Origin of the sequence: Anabaena sp. CCY 9910 (assembly GCF_963920875.1) — a bacterium.
GTDB lineage: Bacteria > Cyanobacteriota > Cyanobacteriia > Cyanobacteriales > Nostocaceae > Trichormus > Trichormus variabilis.
In genome coordinates, this window is the sequence record NZ_CAWUDJ010000005.1 from 132,491 (window position 1) to 149,911 (window position 17,421).

General features: G+C 41.0%; 17 protein-coding genes. 13 read left to right on the forward strand and 4 right to left on the reverse strand.

Translation table 11 applies throughout. The features are described 5' to 3' along the window. Positions 1–36 precede the first annotated feature (36 nt). From ACM5QX_RS06555 to ACM5QX_RS06580, 6 genes are all read left to right on the forward strand, one after another. A complete protein-coding gene (locus ACM5QX_RS06555) occupies positions 37–558 on the forward strand; it encodes a universal stress protein (protein WP_414752882.1) in 522 nt (173 codons plus the stop codon). Positions 559–1,111: 553 nt separating this feature from the next. Further along, a complete protein-coding gene (locus ACM5QX_RS06560) occupies positions 1,112–1,873 on the forward strand; it encodes a hypothetical protein (protein WP_414752883.1) in 762 nt (253 codons plus the stop codon). Positions 1,874–1,971: 98 nt separating this feature from the next. Next, a complete protein-coding gene (locus ACM5QX_RS06565; RefSeq protein ID WP_414752884.1) occupies positions 1,972–2,358 on the forward strand; it encodes a KGK domain-containing protein in 387 nt (128 codons plus the stop codon). A gap of 312 nt (positions 2,359–2,670) precedes the next feature. Next, a complete protein-coding gene (locus ACM5QX_RS06570) occupies positions 2,671–3,057 on the forward strand; it encodes a KGK domain-containing protein (RefSeq protein WP_414752885.1) in 387 nt (128 codons plus the stop codon). Further along, positions 3,054–3,299 (forward strand): HNH endonuclease, encoded by a 246-nt coding sequence (locus tag ACM5QX_RS06575; RefSeq protein ID WP_414752886.1) that lies wholly within the window; start codon positions 3,054–3,056, stop codon positions 3,297–3,299. Before ACM5QX_RS06570 ends, ACM5QX_RS06575 begins: the two co-directional genes overlap by 4 nt. A 39-nt stretch (positions 3,300–3,338) precedes the next feature. Then, positions 3,339–3,587, forward strand: a complete 249-nt coding sequence (locus tag ACM5QX_RS06580; RefSeq protein ID WP_414752887.1) for a hypothetical protein — start codon at positions 3,339–3,341, stop codon at positions 3,585–3,587. 63 nt (positions 3,588–3,650) lie between these two features. Here ACM5QX_RS06580 and ACM5QX_RS06585 read toward each other — a convergent pair whose 3' ends face one another. Further along, positions 3,651–6,374: a DUF3536 domain-containing protein gene (locus ACM5QX_RS06585; RefSeq protein ID WP_414752888.1), complete on the reverse strand. Its 2,724-nt coding sequence runs from the start codon at positions 6,372–6,374 to the stop codon at positions 3,651–3,653. A 617-nt stretch (positions 6,375–6,991) separates the two neighbouring features. Here ACM5QX_RS06585 and cax point away from each other — a divergent pair. The 4 genes from cax to ACM5QX_RS06605 all read left to right on the forward strand — a co-directional run bounded on the left by cax (position 6,992) and on the right by ACM5QX_RS06605 (position 11,909). Beyond that, positions 6,992–8,083, forward strand: a complete 1,092-nt coding sequence (cax, locus tag ACM5QX_RS06590) for a calcium/proton exchanger (protein ID WP_414752889.1) — start codon at positions 6,992–6,994, stop codon at positions 8,081–8,083. A gap of 105 nt (positions 8,084–8,188) precedes the next feature. Next, entirely contained in the window at positions 8,189–8,890 is a 702-nt protein-coding gene (locus tag ACM5QX_RS06595; RefSeq protein WP_414752890.1) for a class I SAM-dependent methyltransferase, read from the forward strand. 334 nt (positions 8,891–9,224) lie between these two features. Continuing rightward, complete coding sequence (locus ACM5QX_RS06600; RefSeq protein ID WP_414752891.1) at positions 9,225–10,520, forward strand: FAD-binding oxidoreductase; 1,296 nt, start codon at positions 9,225–9,227, stop codon at positions 10,518–10,520. 36 nt (positions 10,521–10,556) lie between these two features. Then, positions 10,557–11,909 carry a (Fe-S)-binding protein gene (locus ACM5QX_RS06605; protein WP_414752892.1) on the forward strand — a complete coding sequence of 451 codons (1,353 nt, stop codon included), beginning with the start codon at positions 10,557–10,559 and terminating at the stop codon, positions 11,907–11,909. A 349-nt stretch (positions 11,910–12,258) separates the two neighbouring features. On the opposite strand, the gene ACM5QX_RS06610 is transcribed toward ACM5QX_RS06605, so the two are convergent. Further along, positions 12,259–13,902, reverse strand: a complete 1,644-nt coding sequence (locus tag ACM5QX_RS06610; protein ID WP_414752893.1) for a tetratricopeptide repeat protein — start codon at positions 13,900–13,902, stop codon at positions 12,259–12,261. 264 nt (positions 13,903–14,166) lie between these two features. On the opposite strand from ACM5QX_RS06610, the gene ACM5QX_RS06615 reads away from it, so the two are divergent. The 3 genes from ACM5QX_RS06615 (at position 14,167) to ACM5QX_RS06625 (ending at position 15,972) form a co-directional block, all read left to right on the forward strand. Further along, positions 14,167–14,955 (forward strand): SAM-dependent methyltransferase, encoded by a 789-nt coding sequence (locus tag ACM5QX_RS06615; RefSeq protein WP_414752894.1) that lies wholly within the window; start codon positions 14,167–14,169, stop codon positions 14,953–14,955. A 142-nt stretch (positions 14,956–15,097) separates the two neighbouring features. Next, positions 15,098–15,442, forward strand: coding sequence for a cupin domain-containing protein (locus ACM5QX_RS06620; protein ID WP_414752895.1), 345 nt, complete (start codon positions 15,098–15,100; stop codon positions 15,440–15,442). 26 nt (positions 15,443–15,468) lie between these two features. Continuing rightward, on the forward strand, positions 15,469–15,972 hold the full coding sequence (locus tag ACM5QX_RS06625) for a hypothetical protein (RefSeq protein WP_414752896.1): 504 nt from the start codon (positions 15,469–15,471) through the stop codon (positions 15,970–15,972). Positions 15,973–15,988: 16 nt separating this feature from the next. On the opposite strand, the gene ACM5QX_RS06630 is transcribed toward ACM5QX_RS06625, so the two are convergent. Then, on the reverse strand, positions 15,989–16,705 hold the full coding sequence (locus ACM5QX_RS06630) for a Crp/Fnr family transcriptional regulator (RefSeq protein WP_414752897.1): 717 nt from the start codon (positions 16,703–16,705) through the stop codon (positions 15,989–15,991). A gap of 90 nt (positions 16,706–16,795) precedes the next feature. Then, positions 16,796–17,362 carry a phycobiliprotein lyase gene (locus ACM5QX_RS06635; protein WP_011321218.1) on the reverse strand — a complete coding sequence of 189 codons (567 nt, stop codon included), beginning with the start codon at positions 17,360–17,362 and terminating at the stop codon, positions 16,796–16,798. Between the last annotated feature and the right edge of the window lie 59 nt (positions 17,363–17,421).

Here is a 17,421-nt window from a genome sequence, read left to right on the forward strand (position 1 = left end):
AACTGACAACTAACAACTGACAATTGACGAATATCTATGTTTAACAAAATTTTGGTTGCTGTCGAAAATACTGAAATGGGTAAGCAAGTATTTGAGAGAGGTTTATCATTAGCAACAGCAACTAACGCTGAATTATTGTTGCTACACGTTATCTCACCTTTCGATGAAGATTACTTGACTGCTGGAGAGATGGAAACACAAAGTTCTTATGGAACCTCTCAAGTTCATAGTGTTGAGTATTACGTGGGAAAGTGGAACGCTCTCAAGCAAGAGGGAATAGACTTTTTGACACTGTTCACTAATCAGGTGATCGCTCAAGGTGTAACGGCTGATTTTACCCAGGAACTAGGTGATCCTAGTCGCTTGATTTGTGAAATTGCCCGTAGTTGGAACGCCGACCTAATTGTTTTAGGTCGTCGGGGTTTACATGGCTTGAGTGAATTTTTCCTTGGTAGTGTTAGCAATTATGTTTTACATCATGCTCCCTGTTCAGTTTTGACAGTGCAGGGAATCATTTCCGCTACGCCAGAAAAACCAGTGACAGCATCATCCATCTGAGATTTTCAGGACTTATGCAATTGGTACAATAGTAGGGTGCGTCAGACCCAATAATTTCGTACAAATTCGGGAATTTTCCACATCTGACGCACCCTACAGTTAGTTTGATTATGACACTTGCGTAAGCCCTAATTTTAAACAAGAAGTGCATAAATCTAAAAAGTACAACGTGTAATTCTGTGAAGGCTTGATTAAGTGACTTCCAATAAAAAACTCCACCCACAAAGGGATATATAGCGCTTCTCATTTGTATGCAATATACTTTGACTTTCTCCTGCAAAGAGAGAGGCTTTTAGTCCTAGTTCCCCTTGAGAGTTAGGCCTGTATTGGAATCAATTGCAAACCGCTATAGTTTTTGTCGGTAGTCAGTTTGCTCAAAAGCCAACAGAAAACATCGAAGTATTAATATATGTTTATTACACAAAATTTCCAGTCTCGCCGCAAATCCCTGCTGTCAGCTCTTATACTCTTTAGTCTCAGTTTTCCCTTAGTAACTCTCTCATCGACACAGCCTGCAAAAGCCAAATCAGATTTCCTAAATTGCATCTCTGCGATGAATGTGAACATCTGTGTGGAAGCAGACGTAAGCTCTTACCATCTCTACACTCGCTCTGGGTCGTTGACTAGTCAAAAAGTCTCGATTGGAGGTGCAAGCGAACCAACTTGTCCAGTTTTTGGCACAATCAATACACCAAAGGGTCGTGTTCGGGTTGAAGGATGTCTCTCAAACTCAAGACTGATACAATTACAAGGGGCGATTAAACTCTGCAATTCGGGAACGTGTCGAACACAACCCATTACCTTGAGATTCCCTAGTCGTGCAACGTTACCTGATAAAAGTCAAATTAATTCACGGGGATATCAGTTATTTTTGGATGGTGTGTTTGTTGGCAAGATAAAGAAGGCAACGCGCGCTGAGGCGATCGCTCATTTAGAATTGACTAAAAAGACTTATCCTAAACGGAAAATAGAAGGCTATTTCAACGGTCAGAAAATCGGTTATGAGTTGTTCTGGGATGGGGTGCGTGTAGGATTTGAGCCGGGTTGGAACCGGGAAGCGGCGATCGCTAATTTGCAATTGAATCACAAAACATATCCAGATAAACGAGTTGAAGGCGTATTAGATGGTCAAAAAGTTGGCTATGAGTTGTTCTGGGATGGCGTGCGTGTAGGATTTGAGCCAGGTTGGAAATGGGAAGCGGCGATCGCTAATTTGCAATGGAATTACAAAACCTATCCGAACAAGAAAATTCAAGGATTCTTTAATGGTAAAAATATTAATTTACCTGCCATTCCTAACCGTAAAAAGAAGTAACACTTTTAGCGATCGCTGCTTACTTGTGTGCTTATTCGCTTTAAAAAGGAATTATAATTACTGATAAGAAATTCACTAAGTTTATTACTAATTCTGTGATGGAAGAAAATTTTGATCTCAGGAATTGTAGTCATGATGATGCTTTATCTGTTAAAGATAAAGTATTTAAAATTTTTCATATTCAGGAAGCAATCAAGAAAGCTTTCCGTAGTAAATTATCAGAAGAATTATTTACTTTATTAAATTCCTATGGAATATCTATAGATCCTGGTGGCTATTTAGTTGGCAATAAATTTTATAGATATACTCACAAATGGTTCGATGAAGGTGTAGATTGTGAAGTGTTAAAGCCTGCTACTAAAGGTTGGCAAAAGGGGCGCTTAAGAATCAAAGTAACTCTAGAATTTATGCCTGATGAACCTCCATATCATGAATCAGAATCCCCTCTTGATGATTTACGCCGTATGATTGATGAGGAAACATGATGAAATTTAGTGTCTGTCATGTGGGTATTGGTCACAATATCCGGTTTTGGAGGGTTTATAATTCACTTTTTGTTAAGGGACTTCCAGATAAAAAAATGTCCAAAATGTAGGGTGCGTCAGTGCGAAAAAACCTAGCTGTACAAAGAAATTATTCATACTGACGCACCCTACTAACTTTTTGTTAAATAGGTTTTTATTGTCTCACGCAGAGGCGCAGCGAAAAGTCGGAGCGCCGGCTTCCGGCGATCTGAACTTTTCAAGACAGAGACGCAAAGAAGAGAGAGGAAGAGATTTTTTTAAGTTGAGGTTGATATGGAAGATAGATTTAAACCAGCAGAATGTAATGATAATGATGTTTTGGAAATCGGAGATTACACTTACAAAATTTCTAAATTTTTAGAAGCTTTTCGTCAGATAAATCGTTCTGATTTAGCGTATGGATTACAGCAGCAATTTAATGAAAATGGCATAGTTATACAACAGCAACATTCTAAAATTTGGTTTGATGAAGGACTGGACTGTCAGATATTAAAGATTGGTTCACAAGGTTGGAAAAGAGGGAAAGTCAAGTTTAGCATTAGTGTTGATTTTTATATTGAAGAAGAAGCAGAAATGGATAACAACGCACATTCGGAAATTAGTGGAACTCAATCTCCTCTCGATGATTTACGCCGGATGATGAATGAGGAAACATCATGAGCAAAACTCCTCGGATTCGTATACCACCAGAAGTTAGGCAATATGTATTTCAACGAGATAAGTTTCAATGTCAAAGTTGTGGTAAGACTGGCTTAGAAACTGACCTAACTATTGACCATATTATTCCTTTGGCTCGTGGTGGTCAAAATGATATGAGTAACTTACATACTTTATGTTTTGACTGCAACCGACGCAAGACTGATAAACTGGATGCACGCTTCCGGCGACATTTTGAAATTTGAGCTAAGATGGGGCTTGGATGAACTGTCAGTTATAGAATTATGCCTCTAAACCGTCACAGCAACTCCCGTAAACTCCACAACTTTAAAACCAAAGTTTTTTATTCTTTTGCTATTGTCGCTGTTTTGCTCGCAGCTTTTCCTTGGCTATATGAAATTAAAACAAAGGCAGGCATAAATATATCAAAGAGTCGCCATGCTGGGACGTTTTTTGAGCAAAAATCCGGCGGACTATTTAAGTGTGAATGGCTTTATCCTTACCATTGTGAAGAGCGTCCAAAGGTGAATTAGTTTTGAGAATAACAAAGATCCCCGACTTCTTTAAGAAGTCGGGGATCTTTTAGTTAAGTTTTACTATTTAAATTGGTTCAGAATGGCACTAACATCAACTGCTAGTTTTTGTCCTAATTTCAGCAATTGTAGACATTGACTCGTTTCTTCTTTATCAGAAAGAGTAGTCAAACACAAAGGTAGTATTTGATTTTGTAGACAACTAAAGTACAGTTCTTGGGATTGATGCAAGGAAATGCCAATATTTAGCTGATAGCTAACGTTAATTAGCCGTTCTAAGCATTGCATCTCGATGGCAAAACTGCCATTGGTATCGTGTAATAATCTCCAAAGCAGGCGCAGAATCAGCTGTTCTAGCATCTGCTTGCCTTCAGGAATATTTAATTGGCAACGCAGATGTTTAGCTTCAGTGGCGATCGCTTCTAATTCTACTATGTGATTCCAACTCAGTTGGGGTTCGGTGATATCTTGGTCTAGCGATCGCAATGTTGTCATACAGCGATAACCCAAGGCAATCTCCGCCGCCACTTGTAATTCTTGTGGTACGGCTAGTTCATCGCGGTGAAACGCCATCAACACACCATAATTATCCCGGTATGCCTGAGTATATAACTGGTCTAACCTTGTCAGGGTTTCTTGACTCAATAAGCGCATGATCCGATGGCGTTCTTCTGCAAACAGATTTTGCAAGTTGAAGGTTTCATCACCAAACACTTGTGTCATCGCCAAAATAGTTTGGGCGGCGCTAGCCTGTTGCAGTGATGTAAACAGCTTTTCTTTCAATTGGCTGTAATCACGTCGTCCGGTAAATAGTTGAATGCAGCAGTGGAAATCCCAACCGCCTAAATGCAGGACAGCAAAGACTAAATTTTCGCTTTCCCAGGTGATTTCCGACACGAGTTTTAAGTTACCAACGGCTAGGGTTAATGATCCCATGCGTTGTAGTTGGTAATCTACCTCATTGACGGTGTAGCAATAAACCCGTTTTTGGTGAGGATTGGGTTGTTTTGTCCCAGGTAGAGGCTTAGTATGCAGCGTCTCTACCTGTTTGTGATTGTTGAACAGGGAGGAAATTGCGTAATGGGCGGCTACTTGTTTAAAACTAATCTGGGCTGTTTGTACTAGTTGACGGTAGACTTCCCCACCGTGTTTAAAGGATTCCACATTACTAGGGGCTAAACCCAGACGTTTGAGGAAGCCTTTTTCCAACTGCACACCAGCCACATCCCCACCCAGTTCCAAAGCACGGGCGGCGTAACGCAGAATCTGGGTTCCTTCAGGGCGAGAAAGTTCTTCAAAGAACCAACCGCAACTGGTGAACATAAATAAAGTGTGACGCTGCATTTCTAATAGGCGCAAAGCGTCTACTTGTTCGGCGGCGGTGAGTTTGTGGGTTTGATGACGGGAGAGAAAACGGCTAATATTGGACGGAGAGCGATCGCGGATAACTTGAATATACTCGTCTCGTGCTTGCCAGGGATCACGGAATAATTGATTACCATATTCCTCAAATACTTCCACTAACTGATCCCGCAGCCAATTTAAAGCATTCCGCAACGGCCGCCGCCATTTTTGATGCCAAATACCACCTTCACCACCACAACCACAATCTTCTTGCCATCTATCTACACCGTGGGCGCAACTCCAAGCTGTCACTGGCTTGATTTCTACTTCCCAGGTAGGAGAACATAAGTTGAGGTAATGGGCAAAGTTGGTTACAGTCCAACCTTGGCTGGGAAACTCTTTGATAAAGGCATAGGCGAGGGTTTTTTCTGTACCTTTTTTGTGGTGTCCGAAGGTTTCCCCATCTGTACCCACAGAAATCAGTTGTGATTGCCGATGATCCCCACGGACTGCTGAACCAATGCGTCCGGCAAAGTGGTGGGAGTTATAGACAACATCACTAAAACCCATGTCCCGTGAAATTGGGCCATCGTAGAAAAAGATATCTATATAAGGTAAATCTTGCAGAGATTGAGGATTGGTGTCTGCAATTGCGCTATCCCTGACGGAACTTAAAACAGAGGATTTATTGCTGAGTCTAGATTTCAGATAGCAACGATAAGGACGGGTGGGATCAATTTGACTCCCGCCCACTTCATGCCATTCTGGTTGGGGATCATTGGCTGTGGGGAAAGGACGACATCTTTGCGCTTGGGATGGCGCTAAGACAATAAAGCGAATACCTTCAGCTACTAAAGCTTCTAAGGTTGCGTAATCTACGGCTGTTTCTGCCAACCACATTCCTTCGGGATCACGGCCAAAGCGGGTGCGGAAGTCTTCTTTACCCCAGCGAATTTGGGTGCGTTTATCCCGTTCGTTTGCCAAGGGCATGATGATGTGATTATATACTTGCGCGATCGCATTGCCATGACCTTGCAGACGTTGGCAGCTTTTTGCGTCCGCCTCCAAAATCCGTTGATAAACCTCGACATCATACCTTTCTAGCCATGACATCAGCGTCGGGCCGATGTTAAAGCTCATATATTCGTAATTATTGACGATCCCCGTCACCTCGCCTTGGTCATTCAACACCCTAGCAAAAGCATTGGGACGGTAACATTCCCAATGGATGCGCTCATTCCAATCGTGGAAAGGCGCAGCGCTGGGTTGACGTTCAATTGAGTCTAGATAAGGGTTTTCGCGCGGTGGCTGGTAAAAGTGACCATGCACTGTCACATACACGCCTACAGCTTGATTCCGGGGATCGCTGTGGTGCGTATCTTTGCTAGTTATATGGGATGTTGATATTGAGCCAGGGTTAGCCGGCATTTCAGCAGATGTCATGTATATTTATTCCAACTCAAAAAACTTATACGTATGCCGGAAATGCTTGAGTCAAATCCTTCTACAACGATTTGCACCCAAAATCCGGTATAGAGAAAACTAATGGATACAGGATACAGCTTAATTTTGAAAAAAACTGTCTCACTATGGTAATAAATCTGCGTTATCGTCAAGCTGTTTGATCAAGGTAACAAAAATATCAGCAATTGAACAACATCTTGTACCATTTTAGATTTTGAATTTTAGATTTTGATTGGTAATTAGTTCCTATATCTGGGTTGTGGGAATCAACCTGTCGGATTGTTTGTTCAACGGGGTATTTAGTTAAGAATTTTTTCCTTGGCAATGCCAATCGAAAAATTTAATTGTCTTTTAATATATTAAACCGAATTTCGGGTGTAAAATTGCGCCTCCACCTAATAGTTTTGCAACGAAAGATTGCAAATACTTTATAAACTGCAATTATCAGTTACAAATCTCATTGTAGAGCATGGACAGTAGAATTTCTGAGCTATTTTGCTTACGCTTGAGAGTATCCTAGAGTCTGATTGTCAACTCTTTGTACATATTGATTTATCACAGACAACTGTGAGTAATCACTCAACTAAAAGTAACAAATGTCAGGCAAAAATATTGTTTTTCTCCTTCTATTGCTATTTATCCCAGTGTCCTTAGCAGCACACTATTTAGAGTGGGGGGATCTAATTGTTTTCGTCACCGCAGGCTTGGCAATTCTGCCCTTAGCCGCCTGGATGGGTGCAGCAACTGAAGAAATCGCCGTAGTTGTCGGGCCGACCTTAGGAGGCTTGTTAAACGCTACCTTTGGTAACGCCACAGAATTAATTATCGCCCTAGTCGCCCTAAACGCTGGGCTGGTGAATGTCGTCAAAGCCAGCATTACTGGCTCGATTATCGGTAACTTATTGCTGGTGATGGGTCTTTCCATGCTGTTGGGTGGACTACGCCACAAAGAACAGACCTTTCAGCCAATCGTGGCTAGGGTCAACGCTTCCGCGATGAATTTGGCAGTCATTGCCATTTTGCTTCCCACGGCGATGAACTACACCGCCAAGGGAATTGGGGAAGCAACCCTGCAATATTTATCTGTAGCGGTGGCTGTAGTCTTGATTTTGGTTTATGTCTTGACGCTGATATTTTCCATGAAAACCCACGCCTATTTATACGATGTGGGTGTGGCAGAAATAGAAACAGAAGAAAATCCCCATCCAAAGCCAAATATTTTCTTATGGTCTGGTGTGCTGCTAGTCTGTACCCTGCTGGTAGCGGTGGAATCGGAATTACTAGTTGATGCGTTGGAAGTCGCCACCTCCCAACTAGGTTTAACCGCATTGTTTACCGGGGTGATACTCGTTCCTATTGTCGGTAATGCTGCTGAACACGCCACAGCCGTCACCGTCGCCATGAAAGATAAAATGGATCTCTCCGTTTCCGTGGCGGTGGGTTCCAGTATGCAGATTGCCTTATTTGTGGCCCCGGTGTTAGTCATTGCTGGCTGGATACTAGGTCAGCCAATGGATTTGGATTTCCAACCCTTTGAACTAGTGGCTGTAGTCGTATCTGTACTCATTGCCAACAGTATCAGTTCTGATGGTAAGTCCAACTGGTTAGAAGGCACATTACTTTTAGCTGCTTATGCAGTACTAGGATTCGCTTTTTACTTTCACCCAGATGTGGGCGGACTGGGGTAAAGTTTTTGCCAATGTAAATTTTACAGCGATCGCTTTTATTTGTTACTAGTGAATAGAGAGCGATCGCTTTTTATTTAAAAATAAGAGAAAGTCCCATCAGTTTTTATGCTGGAACAACAAAAAGCAAGTTTACAACTTCATGTTAAACAGTTAGCTAACGAAGCCATACAAAAATCAGCACCATCGGCATGGTTTGAAGTTTTATATGCTGAAGCACATGGAGATACAACACAAATTCCTTGGGCAAAACTAACCCCCCACCCTTATCTACAAGAATGGTTGACAAATCATCAACCATTCCCATCTGGACAAAAAGCCTTAGTAATTGGTTGTGGTTTGGGAGATGATGCAGAAGCTTTAGCCAAGCTGGGATTTGCGGTAACTGCCTTTGATATTTCGCCTACAGCGATCGCTTGGTGTGGTGAAAGATTCCCCAATTCAAATGTTAACTACATAGTTGCCGATTTATTAGCGATCCCCCCACAATGGCATTTTGCCTTTGACTTTGTTTTTGAATGTCGTAATATTCAAGCTTTACCATTAAATGTCCGTCCTGACGTTATCACCTCAGTTGCCTCTGTTGTTGCTCCTGATGGGACACTTCTATTAATTAATCGTGTGCGGGAAACGGAAGCTGAACCCTCCGGCCCGCCTTGGCCATTATCTGAATCGGAACTCAAACAATTGGAAAATTTGGGATTACAACCAATAGAAAAACTTGTATTTTTAGAGTCTGAACAAGTTGATGTTAAGCAAGTGCGAATTGAATATCGCAGACGGAATATGCAGTCTTATACCGTTTCTTGATGAAAATGCACTTTATTCCCTACTGTAGAGACGTTGCATGCAACGTCTCTACATCATTTATTTGGCGCAACTTCATAGAGAATTGGTATTAGCAATATGCTTGTAGCAATTCTTAAGCGAGTGAGGTACAGAGTTATTTTTTTTAAACGCAGAGGGGCGTGGAGGAAAGCGCAGAGGGACGCGGAGGATTTTTACTTAGCACCTTAGTGGATTGGGAAACGTTATATGTATTTTTATCCAATAGCACACATCAGCCGCGCCTTTAGTAACTGCTGTGGGCTATTTTGTGTCATCATCACAGAGAATGGGATGTAGGGACTCAAAAATAAACTGAATGACCGTGATGTCTAACGACAAGCCACCAAGCATCTACGCTACTACTCTTGCATCTATCGTAGGTGAAGAAAACACCGTTGACCAAGGAAACAATTTCCAACTTAGTCAAGCAATAGCTGGTGGAAATCTCCCCAGTTGTGTTGTCTATCCCCAAAGCCAAGAACAACTAGCCGCAGTTATCGCCACCGCTTACAATCATAACTGGCGCGTTCTCCCTTGTGGTTGTGGGAGTAAACTTCGTTGGGGTGGTTTAGCAAAAGATGTTGATGTGGTGGTGAGTACAGAACGCCTCAATCAACTCATTGAACACGCCGTTGGTGATTTGACTGTCACCGTCGAAGCGGGAATGAAATTTTCCCATCTCCAGAAGATTTTGGCAGATGCTAGGCAATTTCTCGCCCTTGACCCCTCCACACCAGCATCAGCCACTATTGGGGGTATTGTCGCCACATCCGATACCAACTCCCTCCGACAACGTTATGGTAGTGTGCGTGACCAGCTTTTAGGTATCACCTTTGTACGTGCTGATGGTCAAATTGCCAAAGCTGGGGGAAGGGTAGTCAAAAACGTCGCTGGTTATGACTTGATGAAGTTATTTACAGGCTCATACGGTACATTAGGAATTATTACTCAAGTAACTTTTCGTGTGTATCCAATTCAGGAAACATCGGGAACGGTAGTATTGACTGGTGCAGCAGAAGCAATATCTCAAGCGGCTACAACCTTGCGCGGTTCAGCATTAACCCCGACCCAAGCTGATTTAATCTCTACTCAATTAGTATCTAATTTAGAATTAGGACAGGGTCTAGGATTGATTGCCCGTTTTCAAAGTATTAGTGAAAGTGTGCAGGAACAATCAAATCGGTTGCTAGAAGTAGGGGAAAAATTAGGTTTAACAGGAGTAGTTGTTTCTGGTGCAGATGAAAGTCATCTATGGGAGAGATTGTCAGAACAAATACATTCTCCTGTCACAGAATCGGCAATTACCTGCAAAATAGGAGTATTACCTAATGCTGCTGTGGAGATTTTACATCAAGTAAAAATTGGTTTAATTCATATTGGTAGCGGTTTGGGTGTGTTACAAGTCGAGGATAAAAATCAAGTTTTGCCAGTGCGATCGCTTTGCCAATCTCACCAGGGTTTTTTAACAGTTCTACAAGCGCCTACACCAGTAAAACAACAAATAGATGTATGGGGATACACTGGCAATGCTTTACCATTAATGCGACGCATTAAAGAACAGTTTGATAGTAAGAATATCTTAAGTCCAGGTCGGTTTGTAGGTGGTATTTAAGCTACTTACCAGAGATATACAGGGGAACAGAAGAAGATGCAGGTTTCAGAAGATTCTACCAATAATACCGCCAGTATAAAGAATTTAAAAGGATTTGATGCTAGCCATCCACCAGACCCAAAATTAATTGATAGTTGTGTACATTGTGGTTTTTGTCTGTCCACTTGTCCTAGTTATCGGGTGATTGGGAAGGAAATGGATTCTCCCAGAGGACGCATCTATTTAATGGATGCCATTAATGAAGGGGAAATTGCTCTAAATAAAGCTACAGTAGAGCATTTCGACTCTTGTTTAGGTTGTCTGGCTTGTGTGTCAACCTGTCCCTCTGGTGTACAGTATGACAAGTTAATTTCTGCAACTCGCCATCAAGTAGAACGCAATTATCCCCGGACTTTATCTGATAAATTAGTACGTCAATTAATATTTTCTTTATTCCCTAACCCAGATATTTTACGTATTTTATTAATACCCTTATTCTTTTATCAAAAGTCGGGAATTTCTCAAGTTATTCGCACTACAGGATTACTCAAAAAAATATCCCCAAGATTGGCAGCAATGGAGTCGATTCTGCCAAAAATTAGTATTAAAACTTTTCAAGATAATCTGCCTACGATTATTCCTGCACAGGGTAAGAAACGCTATCGGGTCGGCGTAATTTTAGGATGTGTACAACGGTTATTTTTCTCCCCAGTTAATGAAGCAACGGTACGCGTTTTAACCGCGAATGGCTGTGAAGTGGTGATTCCTAAATCTCAAGGTTGTTGTGCAGCACTTCCCGAACACCAAGGACAAACAGAACAAGCCAAAGCTTTAGCTAGACAGATGATTGATAGCTTTGCTAATACTGATGTTGATTACGTGATTATCAATGCGGCTGGGTGCGGTCATACTTTAAAAGAATACGGTCATATATTAGCAGATGACCCAGAATATCGAGAGAAAGCCCAAGATTTTGCCGCTAAAGTTAAAGATGTTCAAGAGTTTTTAGCTACTGTGGGATTAACAGCTAAACTTTCACCACTGACAGATAAACCTTTGAATTTGGTTTATCAAGATGCTTGTCATTTATTACATGGACAAAAAATTAGTGTGCAACCTCGTCAGATATTAAAACAAATACCAGGAGTGCAGATTAAAGAACCATTAGATGCAGCATTATGTTGTGGTAGCGCTGGTGTTTATAATATGTTGCAACCGGAAGTTGCTGAAGAATTAGGCAAGCAGAAAGTAACAAATTTATTGAATACTGGTGCTGAGTTGATTGCTTCTCCTAATCCTGGCTGTGCTTTGCAAATTACTAAACATTTAGAATTGCAAGGTAAGAAAATGGGTGTTATGCACCCGATGGAGTTGTTAGATTATTCAATCAGGGGAATTAAGTTGACGTAATTTAATGGGTAACTGATATAGCTGTTAACTTTTGACAGTCAACGGTTAACAGTTAGTAGTTAGTAGGGTGTGTCAGTATGAATATTTTTTTGTGCAGCTAAGTTTTCTCGCACTGACGCACCCTACCTACTTGAATATTTGGCGTTGCATATTCGCGGGATGAATTCAGACTTCTCGACAAAGCTGAAAGTCGATTCTTTGCGCCTTTGCGCCTACCCTGCGGGTTCCGCTTGCGGTATGCGTGAGATAAAAATCATCCCATCAATCAGCAACGCCGAATATTTTTTATCTGGAAGCACCTTAGAAAAATAACGCTGTCAAAGCCTTTCCTCCAGGTAGAGGTTTGTATTTAAAAATTTAAGATATCAATGGGTTCTTCTATTTCCAATTCTACAATTCTTTCTGTTGTATCTTTGAGTTCTGCTAATTTACCTTCTTTACGATATATATCTGCTGCTTTTTGAAAGTCAGCGATCGCTCCTTGTTTATCTTTTATGCCTGCACGCACATTACCACGGTTATAATAAGCATCAGCATAACTAGGATTAATTTGGATTGCTTGGGTGTAATCAGCGATCGCTCCTTCTTCATCCCCTAAATCATAACGGGCGTTACCACGGTTATAATAAGCATCAGCCGCCTTGGGATTAATTTGGATTGCCTGATTATAATCTTCAATCGCTCCTGCATAATCACCAATATCAGCACGGGCATTACCACGATTTTTATAAGCATTAGCATCATGAGGATTAATCTTAATTGCTTGTGTAAATCCTGATTGTGTTGCTAATAAATAACGAGATATGCCTCTATTTTTATATATATCTGCATATTGGGGATTAATCTTGAGCGCTTGGGTATAATCTTCAATCGCTCCTTGATTATCTCCTAAATGAGAGCGTGCTTCTGCTCGGTTTTTATAAATAGAAGCAGCATGAGGATTTATTCTAATTGCTTGATTATAATCATCAATTGCGGCTTCATAAGCTGCTAGTTGTGATAAAGCCAACCCACGTTTATGATAGGATTTAGCATCGTGAAGATTGAGATTTATGGCTTGAGAATAATCAGCGATCGCCGCCTCATAATCTCCTAATTGATAATAGCTTAAACCTCGTTTATAATATAATTCACTATTATTACTACTTGCTTGTAAAGCTTGGCTATAATTCTTAATAGATGCAGTATATTCACCTTGAGCAAAACACTCATCACCAAGTTTTATATAATCTATATTTATATCTTCTTCTCGTCTATAAGATAGAATATTTTTGATACCAGTAAATAAAGCTGGTTTGATTGATTGACTTTGATTGATTTTAGTTGAAAATTCTGGCTGGGGTTTATATTGATAAATTGGCGGAGATTGCTGGAACTGATGATAGTTGGTGGAAGCTTGCAACTGTTCCAAATAACCCCATAAGCCGCCACCATAAAGTAATTGCTCTATTCCAAATGAGATATTACCTGTCTTTAATTTAATCATTTGAGTAGGCAAAAAGCCAGCTAATAATAGATGATATGATGATTGTGCTTCATTAACATCTTCTTTAATAAAAATGCAAACTACAACTGCATTTTTTTCCACTTCTTCGGCACTAACTGACCATCTCACTCTATCAATGTTGCCATGACGAGATTTAACTTCAATGCCAATTGCAGGGTTAGCAGTTAAAGTAAAATCTATCTTGCCATCGCCACCAAGCCGCTTCTCATAATCTACTTCGGTAATCAAATCAGCTAAACGTTCTTTAACAACTTCCTCACCTAATTTCCCCTTGAGGTAGCTAATAAAAACATCACGAACTGGCGAAACCCGCTTGTATTTTTCAGCCATCAGCCAGCAAAAGTCTCGTAGGGTTTTTAATCTTTCGCCAGAGATGACTGTTAACTCACTATATTGACCTTCGATTTCGCAATGCAGCAGACAACCAGATGATAACCTTTTAATAAAATCAGACTGTAGCGATCGCAGTAGCGTAATCCAGTCCATTTATAGTTCTGCGAGTTTTTTGATGATTTTACTTTATTTTACGCGATGTGCGACTTATTCTTAAAACCCCTCTCCAAACCTCTCCCCTGCAAGGAGAGAGGCTTCAATTATTACTCCCCTTCCCTTATAGGGAAGGGGTTGGGGGTTAGGTCTGAGAGAAAGTTGCACACGGCGTTATTTTATCTCCTTCTTTGAGCTACCTCAGAGACAGCATTATAAATTTCTGGCAAATTGAGGGTATAACAAATTCAGAGGGTCAAAGAAATGACCAATACAACCCTCAATTTCCAAAATACTTCTGGACACGAAGTTCTCGCAGCAGTCGGTAAAAAATATCTGCGTCCCGGTGGACGCATAGCTACAGAACAATTATGCCGGTGGGCGAATTTCCAGCCTAGCGAAACAGTTTTAGAGTTAGCTTCTAGCTTTGGATACAGTGCAATATCCCTGGCTCAACGCTATGGTGTGAAAGTAGTCGGGGTAGAAAAAAATCCTGATAGCGTAGTTCGGGCGCGTGAAAATGTCTGCGTGGCTGGTTTAGAAAATCAAATTGAAATTATCGAAGGCGATATTTTCCATCTGGATGCAATGCCAGGGAAGTTTGATTATGTTTTAGCCGAAGCCATTCTCACAATGCAATCCCCATTAGGGAAAGCTAAGCTGTTAGCGGAAATTCACAATCGACTCAAACCGGGGGGTAAGTTTCTCTCCCATGAATTATTAGCTAATGACAAAGAAGAACAAATTCGTGCTGATTTAGCAAGAGTAATTCGAGTAAATTCTACACCACTTTCAGAGGCTAACTGGATTGCAGCTTGTGAAACAGCAGGATTAAAAGTACAAAAACATCAAATCGGCTCGATGAATTTATTGAACTTATGGCGGATGTTTCAAGATGAAGGTATTTTCCCAACTATCCAGATTTTAGTGAATATTTTGACGCATAAATCTATCCGTGAAAGAGTTTTAGCAATGCGTCACATCTTTAACAAATACCGCCACGAATTAGGCTATATCATTCTCTGTGCTGTAGCTCATACTAATTCTCTATGAAGTTGCAGCAAATAAATGATGTAGAGACGTTGTATGCAACGTCTCTACAGTCCAGAATAAGTCGGATATTCATTAAGAAACGGTATCAAGAGGATAATTGATAGCGCCATAAATATCACACAATAATCAGAGTTTATCAACCATGACTAACCAAACAATAACTAACAAATCTCTTGTTATCCAACTACAAGAACAAATTGAATATCCCCATTCAGGAATTAAAAGCCAAGTCATATTTCAAGATACAGCTTGCCAATACACGCTGTTTTGTCTGGCAGCTACAACAGAGATTTCTGAGCATACCTCTACTCGCAACGCCGCCATTTATGTTTTGGAAGGTAAAGGACTCCTGAATTTATCAGGTCAAGATATCACTCTCATTCCTGGTGTTTTTATCTTGATTCCTGCTAATGCACCTCATGCTCTAAAGTCCGAAGAAAATCTAGCTTTTCTGCTCACACTTTCTGAAAAGAATACAGATAAATAATCAATAATTTTTGGGGTTTTTGTACAATGTCATCCTTATTTTCTACCTTCACCCAACACTTAGATGTTACCTCTATTGAATTAGAAGTGATCCTTTCAAAATCACTTTATGAGGTTCTCAATTCACCCAAATTGCAACAAGAACTAAATAGTTTAGATATCGTTGTACTAAAAGAAACCTTACCCACCGCCGGAGCAGTTTTAGCTAAGGAACTCCCACCTTTTTACAACTGGTTAAAAAATGAGTTAGGAGTCAAGCGGGTTCCTGATAGTCCAGACCATACAACAAAATGGGTCGTGGGTTTTGTAAATAATCAGGAAAGTCTCACTCATTTAGTTGAATTACACCGTCCCGTCCCGCGTCCAGCGTTAGAAGCTTCTGTTCCTCGCTTAGTAGGGGTGTTCGCAGGTGTGGAAGACGAACAAATCAGGCAAGAATGGCAAAAAGCTGTTGCAGCGCTGTGTTTAGTTTTAGTTGTCGCATCTCGTGAACAGGATAGATTAAATTTAGGAGCTTTAGCAAATTCCTAAAGATGTCAAATTTCATCTATGTTCCACAGGTGATGGTCTCTGACTGACCACAGGCGATCGCATTCAATTTCTCAACATCCAATATAATGATTTTGCCACCTCGACTATAGGCAACAACTGACTTGAGTGTTTTAATTAACCGCACGCATTCTTCATAGGTAATACCAATGCTGCGAGCCATCCGATAGTAAGATAACTTGATTTTTAAAATCTGACCTTGTGGACTTGGTTCAGTTCCCGATTCCGTGGCGAAATATTGGATTAACCTAGCTAGACGAACAATAGCCCTCTCCGAAACTAACCCGTGAACTGTTTCATGGAGTTGCTGAATCCGAGTATTAAAAACCATCAACATTCGTAAAGCAATTTCTGGATTACTTTGGATGGCTTGTAATAAAGCATCCCGTTGGACAGTGAGAATTTCACAATCAGATTCAGCAGTCACAGTTGCAGGCGCAATGCTATCTCCTAGCAATGCAGGGGCAGCGAACATTTCCCCAGCATTCAGTCCCCGCAAAATAGTTTCTTTTCCTGTGGTTGCTGTTTTGGTGACTTGAATTGAGCCACTAACTACAGCATATAACTTAGCAGGCAGGCGATCGCCCTCATGCAGAATAATTTCTCCTTTTTTGTAGCCTTGCACCTGAGTGTAAGGTTGCAAACTTTCCTTGTCTGAGGTTTCTATACTCACAAACACCATAATCTGTGAAAGTTGTTCTAGGGAGGCCTGCATAATTAGCCTGATTTACGGGGGCAGGAGGCAGGAGGAGTCATGATGAAGGAAGTTTCACAAGCCTTACCATTCCCCATTCCCTGCCTATTCTTAACTGGATGCAGAATTAGCCGCTTCTTCAGCTTTTGCTGTAGCTGGACTTCCGCCCATACGAATCTCAGAAGTAAAGGAAGCCATACTGAAGCCACCAAACCGCTTTAACACACTGACGCGCATCCGTAAATTAGGGCTAGCAAACCATAAGCGTTCTTCAGACCACATGGTTTCGTACTCTGTCGTGAGAGTTAAAGCGCCATCATCACCCATCTTGTAACGTCCAGCTACAGGGGCTTTCTCGGCATAACCCATTTCCCGCAGTAATCTGCCTTCGTTGGGATTGTCCACATCTGGTACAGTAGCTAACACTGTAGATCCAGTATGTTTTTCTTCATCCCATTCCATAGTACCGTTCCAGCTAACCCTCGCACCGCATGAAGCAGCACTAGCAGGAACTTCGTACAATTCGCACAACTTGATGACTTCTGGATGATCTGCGGCTAGTGACTCGATTACCAGATCAGACTTGCCATCTTCCGATTGCTTAAAAGCTAAATGATGGCTAGTGCGATGAGAAAACCATTTACCTGCACTCAATTCAAAAAATTCTTCAATATTCATGAATTAAATTCCCTGAGTCTTAATTTAAAAATCCCACTTATTATTATTAAAAGCTAGTA

Excerpts from the sequence above, each read along its gene's own strand:
- cax (WP_414752889.1), top strand. The coding sequence starts at position 6,992 with ATGTCAGGCAAAAATATTGTTTTTCTCCTTCTATTGCTATTTATCCCA.
- ACM5QX_RS06565 (WP_414752884.1), top strand. The coding sequence starts at position 1,972 with ATGGAAGAAAATTTTGATCTCAGGAATTGTAGTCATGATGATGCTTTA.
- ACM5QX_RS06585 (WP_414752888.1), bottom strand. The coding sequence starts at position 6,374 with ATGACATCTGCTGAAATGCCGGCTAACCCTGGCTCAATATCAACATCC.
- ACM5QX_RS06620 (WP_414752895.1), top strand. The coding sequence starts at position 15,098 with ATGACTAACCAAACAATAACTAACAAATCTCTTGTTATCCAACTACAA.
- ACM5QX_RS06560 (WP_414752883.1), top strand. The coding sequence starts at position 1,112 with ATGAATGTGAACATCTGTGTGGAAGCAGACGTAAGCTCTTACCATCTC.
- ACM5QX_RS06595 (WP_414752890.1), top strand. The coding sequence starts at position 8,189 with ATGCTGGAACAACAAAAAGCAAGTTTACAACTTCATGTTAAACAGTTA.
- ACM5QX_RS06635 (WP_011321218.1), bottom strand. The coding sequence starts at position 17,362 with ATGAATATTGAAGAATTTTTTGAATTGAGTGCAGGTAAATGGTTTTCT.
- ACM5QX_RS06605 (WP_414752892.1), top strand. The coding sequence starts at position 10,557 with ATGCAGGTTTCAGAAGATTCTACCAATAATACCGCCAGTATAAAGAAT.
- ACM5QX_RS06600 (WP_414752891.1), top strand. The coding sequence starts at position 9,225 with ATGACCGTGATGTCTAACGACAAGCCACCAAGCATCTACGCTACTACT.
- ACM5QX_RS06575 (WP_414752886.1), top strand. The coding sequence starts at position 3,054 with ATGAGCAAAACTCCTCGGATTCGTATACCACCAGAAGTTAGGCAATAT.
- ACM5QX_RS06610 (WP_414752893.1), bottom strand. The coding sequence starts at position 13,902 with ATGGACTGGATTACGCTACTGCGATCGCTACAGTCTGATTTTATTAAA.
- ACM5QX_RS06625 (WP_414752896.1), top strand. The coding sequence starts at position 15,469 with ATGTCATCCTTATTTTCTACCTTCACCCAACACTTAGATGTTACCTCT.
- ACM5QX_RS06580 (WP_414752887.1), top strand. The coding sequence starts at position 3,339 with ATGCCTCTAAACCGTCACAGCAACTCCCGTAAACTCCACAACTTTAAA.
- ACM5QX_RS06615 (WP_414752894.1), top strand. The coding sequence starts at position 14,167 with ATGACCAATACAACCCTCAATTTCCAAAATACTTCTGGACACGAAGTT.
- ACM5QX_RS06555 (WP_414752882.1), top strand. The coding sequence starts at position 37 with ATGTTTAACAAAATTTTGGTTGCTGTCGAAAATACTGAAATGGGTAAG.
- ACM5QX_RS06630 (WP_414752897.1), bottom strand. The coding sequence starts at position 16,705 with ATGCAGGCCTCCCTAGAACAACTTTCACAGATTATGGTGTTTGTGAGT.
- ACM5QX_RS06570 (WP_414752885.1), top strand. The coding sequence starts at position 2,671 with ATGGAAGATAGATTTAAACCAGCAGAATGTAATGATAATGATGTTTTG.